At 70.2% G+C, this 15,604-nt stretch carries 1 protein-coding gene; it reads left to right on the top strand.

Translation table 11 applies throughout. The features are described from left to right. The first annotated feature begins 5 nt into the window (after window positions 1–5). Window positions 6–15,455, top strand: a complete 15,450-nt coding sequence (locus DFR72_RS11065; protein WP_211335382.1) for a glycosyltransferase — start codon at window positions 6–8, stop codon at window positions 15,453–15,455. The last annotated feature ends 149 nt before the right edge of the window (window positions 15,456–15,604 follow it).

Here is a 15,604-nt window from a genome sequence, read left to right as displayed (position 1 = left end):
ACGGCATGCAGAGCCTGCAGAACAAGGCAGCCGACCTGGGCTCCCGGCTCTCCGGTATCGCAGGGGGCATGCGCGGCCTCACCTTCAGCGGAAACGCGCTCGGCCCCATCGGCGTGTTCGCCGTCCCCGGCCTCAACACGTCCACCGACAGCGCGGTCGCTCAGGCCGAACGCGGCTCCACGGCGTTCGGCAACGTCCAGTCCGGCATCAAGGCGACCGTGCAGACGACTGTCGGCGCGGACCAGCACAACAAGGCGTCGTTCAAGTCGATCGAGTCGCCAGGGGCCCCCAAGCCACCGCCCGGTGGTAGCGGTGCAGGGGCGTCGAAGTCCAGTTCTCCGAGCGGTCCCAAGGCTTCCGCTCCCGGATCGATCGCGGGCGGCGGCGGCCCTGCCGGTGCAGGCGTCAAGACCCCCGTTGGTCCCCCGGTCGCCAAGACGCCCGACATCAAGAGCGGTAGCGGCTCCGCCGGGCGCGGAGTCAACACACCATCCGGTCCAGCCGCCGCACCGGTGCCGAATCTCAGGAGCGGTGGCCCCGCGTCCGGCGGCGTCAAGGCACTTGGTGGGCAGGCTGCCGGCCAACCACCGAACCTCAAGCGCGGCAACGGCTCCGCCGGCGGCGTCAAGGCACCTGGTGGGCAGGTGGCCGGGCAGGTGCCGAACTTCAGGGGCGGCACCCCTGGCAGTGTGAACACGCCCGCCGGCCGACAGGGCACCTCAGGCGGCGGCAAGGCGGTCCAGATCCCGAAGGCCCCCAACGGAAGCGGCGCCACACCGGCCGGCAAACCCGGCTCCGTTCCCATCGGCACCCCACCGGTGTCCGGCGGCGTTCCCAGCATCTCGGGCAAGGGTGCCACCGGCACGCCGGGCAAAGGTGTCTCCGGCGCGCCGCCCGCTGCCGGAGGCGTTTCCGGCACACCGGGCAAGGGCACCACCGGCGGGCCGGCTGTTCCGGGCAACACCCCCGCCACACCCGGCGCCAAGTCCGCCGAGGCGGCCCCTGGGTCCCGAAGTGCGGTTGCACCGCCCTCGGCCGGAGGCGGCCCGCGCGGCGTTTCCGCCGCCACGCACAATCCGTCCGTCGCGACAGCTGCCGCGCCGCCTGCTGCCCCCGGCGCCGCGCCGGCCGCCGGCTCGCCGGGCGGCAGCGAGCGCGGCGGCAACAGGTTCGGTGCTTCCGGTGGGAACAAGGGCGTGTTCGAGGCGCCCAAACCGCCTGGGCCCAACGGCTCCATGACGAAGGCACCGCCCGCGCCCGCGCCGGGAGCGACCCCGGGCACCACCCCTGACGGCACATCGGCCAAGACCCCGGTCACTTCGAGCACGACTCCCGGCTCGCAGAACGCGGTGACCACCCCACCTCACGGCACCGCACGTGGTGCCAACCCGATGCCGGGCACCCCGGCGCCGGGCTCGAACGCCGGTGCCGCACCGCCACCGATGGCTCCGCCCAACGCCAACCCCGCGGCAGGTGGCCAGGAGAGGAGCGGAAGCAGGTACGGAGGACCGGGGGCGAACAAGGGCGTGTTCGACGCGCCCAGGCCGGTCGCACCGGACAAGACCATCAGCAAGGCACCGCCCGCTTCTGCATCGAGTCCGCCGCCGGCACCCGAACCGACCAGGCCACGTCCGGTCACAGACGCACCTCCCGCGGCGAGGACGCGTCCAGCTCCCGCACGTCCACACGTTCCGGGCGTCCGACCGCCGAACCCGGACACTCCGCCGAGCGCCCGTGCCCATCCATCACACCCTGACGGTCAGGGCCGTCCGGATCCGGCCGTTCTGCCACGGACGCACACCGCCGCACAGCGGTTCCAGGCACGTTCGAGGTCGAAGCCCGACGGCAAACGGGCCAGCGTCAAGAAGTTCTTCTCCGTCGACTTCCCAGGCTTGTTCAAGCACAGGCCGGAACAGCCGGCACCAAAGCCGAACACCATCCCTGCCGCACCACCCACCGTCACCGACTCGTGGGCCGAGCTGCTCCACCAGGGCACCAATCTTTCCACAATGGACACTGTGGACCTGCAGATACACGTCAACCGCGCGGTCGCCGAAGGCAAACCCGTCAAGGCACGTCTGCTGATCAGGCGGCTGCAGGGCTCGGACAGGCAGGCCGAACTCCAACGGCACTACGACGCCGCAGTCAGCACCAAAGGCGACGGGGGCAAGGTCGAGGTGCCCAAGGCGTTGCACTTCGCCTGGTTCGGCGGCACGCCGAGCGACGCAGCCGTGCAGAACATGCTCGAATGGGCCGCCAAGATCGCGGACAGCAACGGAAAGTCGGCTGATCCCGATCTGAACTGGAATGCCACGCTGTGGACCGACGGATCCTCCGCGAACTGGAACCAGGACGTCAAGCAGAGGCTGGAAGACGCCGGCATCTCGATCCGGGCCGATGTCGACTCGCTGGTGAACGACCTCTCCACAGATGTGCAGAACCGCACGGGGGACGCGACCACGATCAACGACGTCTATTCCGCGGCCAAAGATCCGGATGCCAAGGCCTACAACCTCCAGTCCGACATCGCGCGCTATGCGGTGCTGGCCAGGACTGGCGGGGTCTACGTCGACGTCGATGTCCGGCCCGGCTCCGTGTCGCTCGACGACGTCGGTGAAATGACGATGCATCCGTCTGACATGCCGTTGCTCGCGCCGCGCCTGCGTGACCAGCAAAGCGTCGACAGCGCGTTGACGCGCGTGGGGAACGTGGCTCCGGGCGCCGAGGTCGGCGTCGCTGCGGAGATCCAGTACGGCAAGGGAGAATTCGGCAACAGCTTCATCGTCGCACCACCGGACAACGACTTCATCAAGACGCTCACCGACGTCATCCCGAAGAAGTTCGACAGCCTGCGGAGCCACGGACTGCCGGAGACGGTCTTTCGCGCCCAGCTCAAGAAGCAGGCGCCGGACATCACCGGTCCCAACGTCCTGGTCGACGGCGGCCTCAACACGCAGAACGGTGTCATCAGCGAGTTCGTGATGGATCCGAACGGCCTTGGCTTGCAGGTGGAACTGAGCTATCTGTCGCAACCGGTCTCGTTGCTGGAGAAGAGCGACTACTCCGCGCTGTTCGACCCGGGCCTCAAGGACAGCTGGGCAGGTCTGCAGTGGGTGAGCCCGGAGAGCGAGGCCCAGCTCGACGACAGCACCAAGGCCAGCGAGAGCGGCATCAACGTCGAGGTGCGGCCGAGCGTGCCCGCGGTCGTCCTTTCCCCGCCCCCACTGGTGGCTCCTCCTGCCGCTCCCCCGCTACCGCCCCCTCGCAGGCACGAAGCCCCCGAAGTGAAGAGCGGTGGCGCACCGCCTCCGCTGACCCCACCGACACCGGAGTCGCACGAGGGCAAGGACGTCCTCACCGACCAGTCGTGGCGGTACGAACCCGCGGTGACGGCCGAGTGGTTCGCACCTGACACCCCGGCTTCGCCGGACACCTGGGCGGATCGGCGCGAACAGGCCGAGTCGCGAACGGTGGACCTGGTCGTTCCCGACATCACCACCGGCAGCACGCCGTCGAACCTGGAGAACTTCGACGGCATCGTGCGCTACGACCTGCGCCGAATCGAGACGAGTCCCGGCAGGTTCGTGCAGGAGTACACCGTCAAGGTGAGCCTGGACGCGAGTCCGTCCGTGGACCCCGACCTCGTCGAGCAGGTCAGTGCCAAGGCCATCTCAGGCGTGGACTCCCTGTTGAACCAGGGCTTCCGCCTTCCCAGTGGCGACCAGTTCCACCTCAACCTCGAGTTCACCCCCTTCTGGCACGCGCACACGACCATCCGGATCGACGACGACCACCCGATCAACCAGTCCGTCTGGAACACCACCTCCAGCCCGCAGGAACTCGCCCACGAGGTCCTGCACTACCTCGGCGCGCCGGACGAGTACCGGGATGGCAGGCGGGTCTTCCAGCAGCACAGCACCAGCACGGGCGTGCACCTGGACGACGGCAGCATGATGGGCCGGGACGTGCTCTACCCCGAGAGGAACCCAGGTCTGCGGCCGCGGCACCTGTGGCTGGTGGAGAACACCGCCAAGAGCCAGGTGATGGTCCCCGACACCCTGCTGGACGCGCCGAGGCCGCCAGAGGACGGATCCCTGGACACGCCGGGCTCCCGCTCTCGCGACTCCGGCTCGACCGGCGATCCCGGTGCACAGGACCCGCCGACCGCACGGACACGGCCCAGCCCGACGTCCCGGACACCGGACCCGGACACGGGAATCTCCCCGCGCTCCGGCGAGGGCACGACGCCACCACGTCCCGCTGCTCCTGCGGTGCCACCTCCATCGCCGATCCTCATGACCACCGTGGCACCGCAGCCGGTAGGTGAGATCCCGGGAACCGCTCTTCCCGGCTACTTCACGAGCAACCAGGCGCTCGGTGCGATCACGCCCACCGCCGTGGGAGGCGCGGACGCCGTGGTGGCCGAACTGCACGGGATCAGGCCGGGCGACGCGACGCGCATCAAGGAGGCGCTCGAGAACGACTTCGAGACGTTCCTCGGCACCGGCCGCAACTTCCAGGTCAAGGTCGGACGAACGTGGCACGAAGCGAACATTCGTGCCGAGATGCACGCGGACACCGCCCAACCCGGCACGCACTCCCCGGACACCAAGGTCGAACGCAACTTCCAGGCGACCGCGTCCTCCACCACCACCAACACCGTCGCCACCTCCAACGACGTCGGCGGCTCGGTGATGTTCGGGCCGACGACGGGCCCGTACGCCACGGTCGGCGGCAAGTCGCAGTTCGCGACACCGGCCGTGTCGCAGGCGACGACGACCTCGATCGCCGAGCAGCGCGCGATCAAGTCGGGTGAGGGTGCGAAGACCGTCACCGTGCCGGTCGCCTACGAGATCACGCTCACCGACGCGAACGGCGAGCCCGTGCGGTTCGCCACGCTCGCCACGGGCCCGGACGTGACGCTCGTGATCCCCGACGCCCTCACCGCGATCACCACCTCCGGCAACACTTCCGGCACCGTCACCCCGCCTGACGCGGACTGGGGCGTGCAGGTCGAGACCGCCGTGCCCGAGGCCGTGGTCGTCGACCACCCGTCGGCGTTCGACGACATCGCCGCAAAGCTGCACCCGTCCATCACGAAGATCGGCTCGCCCGGCCGCGAGGCGTTGCAGACGTTCCTCAGCCCGACGTCGATCCGCGACAACCTGCCCGCGATGCTGGGCGGTCACGTGACATCGCCGGACCTGATCAGCCCTCACGCGAGCAAGGGCGCGGCGGTCCAGATGACCGCGACGCTCAAGGACGCGAAGCTGATCGGCACGCACGACTCCTCGGTGCTGCAACTGCAGGACACCCTCTCCGGCGGCAGCAGCATCGCCGCCACGACGAAGACCGGATTCGACGTCACCGCGGGTGGCGGGGCGAACATCGGTGTTCCCGGCGCCGTAGTGGGTGCCGTCGGCGGCACGATCTCCTACAGCACGCGCACCGCGGAGGGGGTGAACGCGGGCACGGCCGTCACCCGGAGGTCGGGGGTCCAGGTCAAGAACGAGACGGGCCTGTACGAGGTGACCGCCGAGGTCGAGGTGCGCGCGCCCGCCGGCGGCAGTGTGAAGATCCCGGTGACGGCACATCTGAGGGTGGGCCTGCACGAGGCCGGTGCCGCCGGCCTGCCCACACCGGCCGGCACCAGGAACACGACCACCGATCCGGACACCGCCGGCACGAAGTACCCCCCGCCGTACCTCGCGGACAGCATCGCGGCCGGCAACGCCAAGGTCGGCGAGTTCGTGCCCGCCACCAAGGTCCAGGAGCAGGTCGAGCAGGCACTCCGCGAACTTCCCGGTTTCGAGAGCTTCCTGCCGACGTGGAACGACCCGGACGCGAATCCGCGCAGCAGCAAGGGCAAGGGGTACGCGGACTTCGCCGAACAACTGGCGAACCAGCGGAAGCTGACCGCTGCCCTCTCCCCCGCGGCGCTGAAGGCGACCATGGACAGCCTGCTGGGTCCCGGCGTCCAGGTGCAGGTCAGGAACACCGGCAGGACGACCAACACCTACGCCAACGTCACCGTCAGGGCGAAGGTGAGCAACCCGGAGCACCTCGGCAAGGCGGACGCGCGCCCGGTCGACGACCAGACCACCGCCGCTCCGAAACTGGACGCCGGCACCAGCACCACCAAGGGCTGGACCGGCGCGGTGCAGGGCCGGGTGGCCATCCCGGTCAAGACGGGAGTCGCCGCGCTCATCCCGCTCCCGCAGGCGAGCGCGTCCTACGGCACTTCATGGACGGAGAAGACCACGGCCGGCCCGACGGTCACCACCACTTCCGCGAACCCCGGTAGCGCCGACTCCCAGGTGTTCTCGCACGACGTCGAGTTCGAGGTCGAGATCTCCACGTTCACCCGCCCTCGGGCGTGGGTGCGCAAGATCGTGCCTGGCGCACCCGGATTCCACGCGCCACAGCCACAGGTCGTCGCGAGCACCGGCAACGGCTTGGACAGGATCGACGGCAAGGTGAACCTCTGGGTGTCGGACTCGTCGGCACTCGACCACGACCCCGGAGACGGCTTCAAGCCCGGCGATCCCGAGGCGGAACCGCTGGAGAACCCGCCCACCGTCAGGGAACTCCTCGCCCCGCGGGAGGCTCGGCCGAAGGCCCCGGAGTTCCTGCACGTCGAGACGATCGCCAACGCCGCCGCCCTGCGCGACCAGGCGATCGACGCGCTCAACCGCGCCGCCGGTGGCGACTCCGCGCTGACCGTTCCCGGCACCGCCTCGCGCGCCCAGATCGACAGGATGTTCGCCCCGGAGAACCTCAAGGCGAACCTGCGGACACTTGTGGAGACCGGCCTGCAGGAGAACGAGTTCAAGTACGACCGCCGCGTCACCGACCGCAGCGGTGCGGTCGGCGTGCACCTGCGGCTCGGCAAGCCGACGCTCGTGTCCATTTCGGACACGAGCGGTGCCGACCACTCCGTCACCGGGGGCTACAAGGCCGGCGAGTCGTACTCCACCAGCCGCACCGTCGACCTGACCGCCGGTGTCACGGTCCCGGTCCGGCCGAACGCCAGTCCGCCCACCGCCGGCGCACCCACCGCCCCCAGCGGATCCGGTGGCGCCGGAGTCGCGGGCAAGGTGACGCCCTGGTCGGACACCAGGACGGAGTCCTCGGAGGTGGGCGGCAGCGTCGACCGCGGCCGCAGCACACCAGCCGAGGCGCGCACGGCGCTGGTCCAGTTCGACGCGAACGCCACCATCGTGGGTGAGAGTCGTGCCGGGAACGTCCTGCACGCGGGTACGCCCCGCGCTGAGGGCGCCACGGTCAGCCTGCCCAGGTCGGTCTTCGTGAGGGTGTCCGAGGACGTCGCGCGCGACCTGGGCCTGCTGCCCACCGTGCGGCCGACGGTGCCCGAACCGGACTTCCCGGCGATGGCTCCGCCCTCCACCGTGACCGAGGGCGAACCCGGTGCACTCGGTCTGTCCGATGTGGAGAGCGTTCCTGACCTCTCCGGTGTGGTGCACGACCTGGCGGAGCAGCTGAGAGCGAACACGAAGAAGTTCGGCAGCGACTCGCTGGTCCCGGATTCCGTGCTCAAGGACTCGATGAGCAACTTCCAGCGCATCGTCGACCTCTCCTCCTCCAGCACCGTGACCGCACTGATCGACAGCGCGCTCGACGGCGGAGTGCCGCTGCTGGCTCACCAGCCAGGCACGTTCACCAAGGACTCCTACCAGGTCATCCTGCGAGCCAGGACCGGCACGCCCCGGTTCGACGGGGTCGTCAACGACGGGGCCGACCTGAGCCAGAGCCGCAGCGGCTCGCGCAAGGACACCGCCGCCATCGGACGCGGCACCGGCTGGGGCGCCGTCGTCCGCGCGCCCGGCCTGGCCGCTCCCGGTGGCGCGACGCCGAACGTCTCCGGAACCACGGGCGTGACCGCCGCCGTGAACGTCGGCGGCACCGCCGGCACCGCGCTCACCGAGTCCACCGCCGAGGCGTTCGGGCACTCGCTCACGGCAAGCGGACCGGCGGCGCGCTACACGGTGCCGATCGAGTTCGAACTCGTCGTCGAGCGCGGTGACTCGGTCGTCGCACGTGCCGGGAGCGGCGAGCAGGACATGACCGTCCGCCTCCACGCGGACAACCTGAAGATCGTCGGCGCGCCGGCGCCACAGCCGTACATGTCCGCCGCGTTCGCGAGGGGAAGCGAGCAGGCCACCCCCGAGGCGATCGCGCGCTGGCAGCGGTCGGACGACGCCCGGACGTTGCCGCCGACCGCGTCGGTGGAGAACCTCCGCGGTGCCGAGGACCTGCGCGAGGCCGGGGTGAAGGCGCTGATCCGGGCGGGGGCCGAGCAGGGGCTCACCGGCAAGGGAACAGGCGCGTTGAACAGCCTGCTGTCCACGCTGAGCGCAGAGAACCTGCACCCCCACCTGCCGAGCATGCTGACCGGCCCGCTGGCCGTGCCGGGCCTGCGCGAGGCGGCGCTCACTTTCGGGCAGAAGGCGGATCTCCAGGTCTACGCCAAGCTGGTCAACCCGCGGCTGGACGCGCTCAGCGACGGCGTCAAGCTCGACACCAAGGTCAGGACGAAGGCGACCGAATCCAGCAGCGAGGCCAAGGTCTCGGACACGACGGACCTCGCCGCCGGTCTCGCCACCGGCTCAGCGGCCGTCGTCCAGGGCGGCGATCCCCAGAACGCCGCCCGGTTCGGCACCACGGGAATCGAACTCCGTCAGGCGAACGAGGACTCCCCCGCCGTGTCAGGTGGTCTCGCCTCGACCTCAACCGGCGCCGTCAAAGCGAGCGAGGCGAGCCGCAGCGGCCTGGTCCAGTTCGACGTCGAGTACCGGGCCGTGGCCACGATCGGCGGCAGGACCGGTGTCGTCGACCTGGCCGTACCCGGTTCGGCCGGCGTGCGCCTGGCCGCGGCCGACGCGGAGTCCCTGCTGGGCAAGACCTTCAGCGACGAGCTCGACACCGCGCACACCGAGCTCAAGGAAGCAGCCGACAACTGGCGGGAAGCCGAGAAGGAGGTCGACACCGCCCGTCACGAAGCACAGGACAGGATCAACGATGCCGCCGCGGTACTCGCCAGGACCGACCGGCCTCACGGCGACGCTCAGACGGCGCTCAACGCCGCCGTGGAAACCCATCTCGGCGCGAAGGCCGCACTCGCGGGTGCGGAAGCCGCCCACCGCGACGCGCGAGCGGAGGTGGCGAGCACCCGCGCGTCGATCGAGGAACTCACACCGCGGATCGCCGAGCTCAGCACCATCGCGCTGGCGGCGAAGAACGCCCTCGGAGAGGCCCAGTTCGATTCCGACGCCAAGGCGGACGACCAGGCCGCTCTGGAGAAGGCCTTGACCACCGCGCACGAGTCCGCCGTGGATGACCTGACCGAGCAGCTGCAGCTCGCGCGCTATGAGGTCACCAGGGCGAAAACCGTTCTGCTCCAGAAGAGAAAGGAAGCGGACGACGCGTACAACGCCCTCGAAGACGGACAGCAGCGGCTGGCAGGAGCACACGCTCAGCTCACCGGTCAGCGTGAGAAAGCCGTCACGGCCCGCAAGGCCGTCGACACCGCCCGGCAGGAGCTGACCGCCGCCGAGAAGTCACGTGCGGGCGCCCAGGCCGAACACGACCGGCTCTCCGCGTTGCGCGACGACCAGGCGAAGATCGTCAGGGACGCCGAGACCGAACTCGACGGTGCACGACGTGAAGCCGACGCGAAACAGCGGCTGTGGTGGGACAAGAAAGCGACCGCCGATCAGACCGTCGCCGACTTCAACGCGGCGCCGAAGCCTCCGCCCGCACCAGAGGACGGGGCCGAGGCCGACACACCCGGCGTCGTTCCGCCCGCACCCGGCACGGATCACTCGCCCGGCACCACGACTGTGCGCACCGCGGAGCAGGAGCAGCGCGAGAACTCGGCACGACGAGAACTCGCCGACCGGTTCACCGCCCTGGGGCTCGATCCCGCCCCGGCGATCGCCACGTTCGACGACCTCGCCGTGCTCGGGTCGGTGGAGAACCACGTCGCGGACGTGATGTCCTCTCCCGCGGTGCGGGAGTCGGTGAACCGCGTCGTGGCAGCCACAGCCACCGCGTCGCCGGAACTGGCCGCGCGTGCGCGGTCGCTGATGTCCGACGCTCTCGTGACCACAAGCGCCGTTCCCGTGCGGCACCGCCTCGTCGGCGACATCACGAAGCTGAAGCTCGGCGACGTCCACGACTGGCGGGCCGCCCGGCCGCTGACGCCTGCGAAACTGGAAGAAGTACTGGCCTCGATCGCCGACGACGTCGAGGCAGGTCGCGCCCCCCTGCCCGATCTTCCCCACCGTGCAACGGATCCGCTGGCTCGCCGCATGGCCGTGCTGGGACTGGTCAACCTCGTGCCGCACGCACGGAACGATCTGCTCGCGAACCAGACCTTCGCCACGCTTCTCGGCTCACCTCGACTGCCGGATGCGCTGTTCGGCGGCATCGGTCTGGACGAGCAGCGATTCCTGAACACGTGCGATTCCGCCGCGGTCAACACAGGCCTGCGATCCACCTTGCCCACCATCGCGGCACAGGTGTACGCCGGCCGCGAGCTCGCCGACCGAGTCGAGGAGGCGCTCGGGCACGCCGTGACCCACGAGCCCGACCTGCTGGCGGAGAGGGACAAACCGGGCGGGCGAACCGTCGAGCAGGTGGTGCGCGACCGGATCGCCGAAGCGCGGTCCACCTTCGACCTGCTGGAGGACCGGGCGACCGGCCCCTCGCCGGACTGGGCGGTGATGAGCGACGACTGGGGCCGCGCCATGCAGAAGCTCTCCGCGGTCGCCGACCCGGCTGACGGCGCGGACTCCGTCCCCGTGCTCAGCCGCAAGGTGATCCGCGGGGCCTGGGCGGTCAGCGCGGCGATCGCGGTGCCGCTGGGATTCGACCGGCCGGGCAGGCGGGCCAACGGCGTGAGTCCGCAGTACCGCAACGTCGCCGAACTGGTGCTCGCCGATCCGACGCCGACGGACAGGACCGCACCGATCGCGCACGCGGTGAACGACGAGTTCTGGTCGCGCGTGCACCGCCTCGGCGTGCTGCCCGTGACGTTGGAGGGGCGGTTCACCGAACACGCCGTGACCGTGCAAGCGGTCCGTCACGAAGGCGCACAGGCCTATCTGGTCGGCGACCCGAAGAAGAAGTACTTCGATCTCCTGGGACCAGACGAGTTCGCCTCGTGGGCTGCGAAGAACAGCGCTTCGGCCTCGTTGCCGGCGAGGACGGTGCCGGACACGAACCCCGTGCCGCCGCCTCCGGCCGCGGGCTCCGGCGGCGCCGCGAGGGGGGACGTCGAGGCGCGTCACGCCGACGAGGCACCGGCGCTCCCGAACGGCCGGGACGGTGCTCCCCGGCCCGAACCGAAGCTGGTCCGGAACTACCGCTTCACCGGCGACCCGGTGCCCTTCACCGCGAACCAGCCGGACTCACTCGTGCGGGACGACGGCTTTCCGGCGTTCACCACCCCGTCGGGTCATCTCACCCACACGGCGCCGCCGCTGCGGACCTCGGGTGACGGCACCCTGGCCATCAACGGCACCAACTCGGTGGGTGGTGCCGGCGCCCCCGTCCTGCAGGCACGGGAGTTCTTCGCCACCACCGAGGTGCTGGAGCGAGCCCAGGTCGCGTTGCACCGGGCGAAGAGCAACGTCGCACTCGTCATCGAAGGACCCGATGTCGTCGTGACGGCCGAAGACGGGCATCGCACGGTGCTGCACCGCGTGGTGCCGCGGTTCGCCGGGCGCACGCCCGACGTGTGCCGGGACATGGCGGCGGAGGTGGCAGGAGGGCCGTTCGACTCGATGGTGTTGCGGGGACCGGACGGCAGCCCGGTCCTCGCACCGGTCGACACCACCTCCGGACTCGAGGTGAGCGGCACCCATCACCTCGCCGCACACCTGGCCGACCTGGCGCACGGCGAGACCGATCTGACAGCGGCAGGGCCTCGGTCGGCGGCTTGGGTCGTCAAGCTGGACGAGGAAGGCGGGGTCGACCTGCCGGGACGACCGCGACCGGGACTGCGCTACGGCGCGGCGCTCAACCACGAGCAGGACAACGCCGGCGCGCGCCGGCGGATGGACGAGCTCGCCCGCCGCACCGGCGTCAACCGATACGCCTCCGCCAGACCTGGCGAGGCCTTCATGGTGTCGTCGATCTCCTCGGAGCGTGCCGGGGGCGGGCGGGAACTTCAGGTCAACGTCGCACGCGGGGACACGTCCGCCCATCCCTACGGTTACCACTTCGCAGCTGTGGTGGCACGTACCCCGGACGGGACCGTCATCACCCTGGAGAACTACCGCCGCGAGGCGAAGACCGCGAGGCTGCTCGACGAGGCGGTGGACAGCAACCTCCGGCACCACGGCCCACACCTGGAGTCGACTGCGGCAGCACTGGATTCGGAGATCGAGACCGCCACGCGCGACGGCGACGAGGCGGCGGTCGAGGTCCTGCGGGCGAAGAAGGATCTCGCGACCGCGCTCATGTCGTTGCGAGACGCGGGCGACAACCCGTCTCCAGACGTGCGGAAGGCGGCGGTCCAGTCCATGGCCTCCGTCCTGCACCTGCCGAGGTTCGGCGACCAGTGGTACTTCCGCATGTACCGCGAGGCTCCCGGCGAGACGTTCTTCGACCAGTGGGCCATGCTCTACGACACCGACGTGCCCACGAATCTCACCAACCCCCTTGTCACCGTTGCCGGCGGCTACCACGCAGCCGGTCCGGTGCGGGTCTGGTTCGACGAGAGGAGCAAGGAGGTTTCGCCGGATCAGCGGGGCGGGCTGAGGGCCATCGCGAACCAGGTCGCACGGGCGGCTTTGTGGCGGCAGGACAACGGGATGCCGCTGCCGGCCGTGATCGCCACCGGGTACGGTCTCGGCGGCCGCGGCGGCGCGCCACGCGCACTCGCGACCGGCGAACAACGCGCCGCCAACGCCGCGGAGATCTTCCGCACCGAACTCCAGGCAGCACTCGGCTCACTGCAGGGTGACGACGTCACCCTGCGAGCCGACGACATCGGCATCGAGCTTCGCAGCGAGAAGGTGACCCCGGCAGCTGACGGCGACAACTGGAACGCTCGACGAGCAGAGATCCGCGTCGAGTTCGAAGACCACTCGCTGGACGCAGATCCCGACGAACGAACACCGACCGGCACGCATCAGCCCGGCACGACGACGCACCAGCCGACACAGAACTTCTTCAGCACGGCCGCACCGGATTTCCGCTCGTTCTCCCCACCGCGGCAGGCCGCCGTCTCCGCGCCCTCGGAACAGCCACCGGCATCCGGCGGCGCGGAGACGGGACACGATGCCTCGGCACAGCGGAGGACAGTGCTCGACGACGAGGGTTGGCGGCACTTCCCCGGCAAGACCGCGGACTGGATGGCCCCGGACGCCCGCCCCCTGCACCGCGATCAGTGGGAACACCTGCGCAGCGACGCCCCCGGCACCTTCACCCAGGTCGAGACCGAGCTGACCGCGATCGACACGGATTCGCCGTTGGTGACCGACGCGCAAGGTCGCGTGCGGCCGGACCTGCGGGCTCAGACGGTCCCGGTTCGTCACGACGTCCGCCGCATCGAGGTCGAACCCGGACGGTGGGTCAAGGAGTTCACGCTCAAGGTCCACTTCGACGTCCAGGACGGAGTGGAACCGGACGAGGTGGCAGAGCTCGAATGGAACACGCTGCGCGGTGTCGACCGGATGTACAACCAGGGCTACCGGATGCCGGACGGCGACCAGTTCCACGTCCGGGTCGAGTTCACCGACGACCCCGCACAGGCCTACCAGCACATCCGGGTGTGGCCGGAGAGGGAGCAGATCTTCCACGACCAGTGGAGCGCCGGGCTCAACCCGCAGGACGCGGCGCACGAACTCGGCCACTACGGCTTCGCCCTGCACGACGCCTACGAGTCCTCCGCCTCCTTCCAGGACAAGCCGGCCGGTGCGCGGCACCGGGGAGCCGGCGGCAGTGCGGTCGCGGAAGTCTCCAATCGCGTCGTGCGGGACGAGGACAGCGGCCTGATGTCACGGTCGTGGATGCCGGACACCGTGCTGCGCCCACGCGAGCTGTGGCAGATCACCCGAAACCTCGCCGACACCACGAAGATCGTCCCGGAGACGTCGTACGTGCCACCGGACGGCGACGCCCCCGCACCGGACGAGTCGCTGTTCGCCCGCGCTGCCATCGGCGACCTGGACGCCATCAGCGCGCTCGCCGAACAAGGACACCGGCACTCCCTGGACGAACTCACGAGGCGAGCCGGCGAAGGCGACGTCCTCGCGCACCAGGAGCTGGTCGATCTCGGGTCCGACGGCGAACTGCACGCACTGGACGGATTGGCACGCATCGGTGACGACGCCGAGTACGAGGACCTCGGCGACCGCACACCCGTGCAAGCGCTGTCCGAACTCGCCCACCAGCCGGTTGCCAACGAACTCGCGGCGGAGATGCTCAGGAGCCTGTCTGCCGGCGGACACCTGGGAGCCACGGCCGAACTGGCGCGCCACGGCGACTCCCCGGCACGTCTCCTGCTCCGCGACCTGGCCGAGGACGGCGACCCGGACGCCCTCGCGGTCATGGTCGAGAACGCGGACGTGCCCGGGCTGATGATGCTGTCCGACGAGGGGAACGAAGCCCACTCAGGGCTGAAGCACCTCGCCGGGCAGGGCAACGGCAACGCGATCTTGGCACTGGCCGGGGACAACGACGTCCACGCACTCGTCGACGCCGCCACCGGTAAGGGCCCCGCCTACGACGCCGTCATCTCCTTCGCGCAGGACGGAGACCCCGTCGCACTCACCAAGATCGCGGAGTCCGGCGACGTGCACACACTGACGACGCTCGCCGCAGAAGGCGTCCGAGGAGCTCAGGACCACCTCGATGCTCTCCCAGGCATGTTCGGCAACCGTGCCCACGACCCGTCGACCGAGCGTCCGGTGTCAGGAGAACCGAACCGGCGCGATCCGTACGTCGACCACGTCAGCGCGACGCGACGGCACCTGCGGCACCTGGCGCTCGACGTGCTCAACAGGCCGGTCCCACCGCCGGTCACGGCGGACGGCCTGTACGCGGCGGTCAGCGTGGTCGTGCGGCAGGCCCCAGCGGCACTGCGGGCACAGGTGCTCACCAGCGCTGCCACCACCGTCGCGGTGAGCCAGGCCGCGGCCGACTTCACCACCACCAGACCGGTGCGGACTACACACCTCACCGGCGCGCTCATCGAGAGCTCCAACTGGAGGATGCACTCCGACACGATCGAGAACACCGGCGCAGGCAACGCACGCGACCTGGCCGGGCATCTGATCGCGACCCATCTGGGCGTGAACCTGGTGATCCACCAAGGCACCGGCAAGCCTCCGCTGGTGCTGGCGCCCTCGGGCAACCGAGGCACGGGATCGGTGGAGATCGACATGGTGGTGCTCAACGGTCAGGTGACGTACCGGCCACATTAGACAGATGAGCGACGCCCCGGCACGTTCCTGGCCGAGGCGTCGCTCGTCGTCGGGATGAACACGGCCCGTTGGGCGCCACCTTCGCGGACGCTTCACGGTCACGCGGCACGTCGGTCTCGGCTGGGCCGATGCCCGATCCCACGCGCTTT

This window comes from Lentzea flaviverrucosa (assembly GCF_003350445.1).
GTDB classification, from domain to species: domain Bacteria; phylum Actinomycetota; class Actinomycetes; order Mycobacteriales; family Pseudonocardiaceae; genus Lentzea; species Lentzea californiensis.
This window is presented reverse-complemented; position numbering and strand designations above follow the sequence as displayed.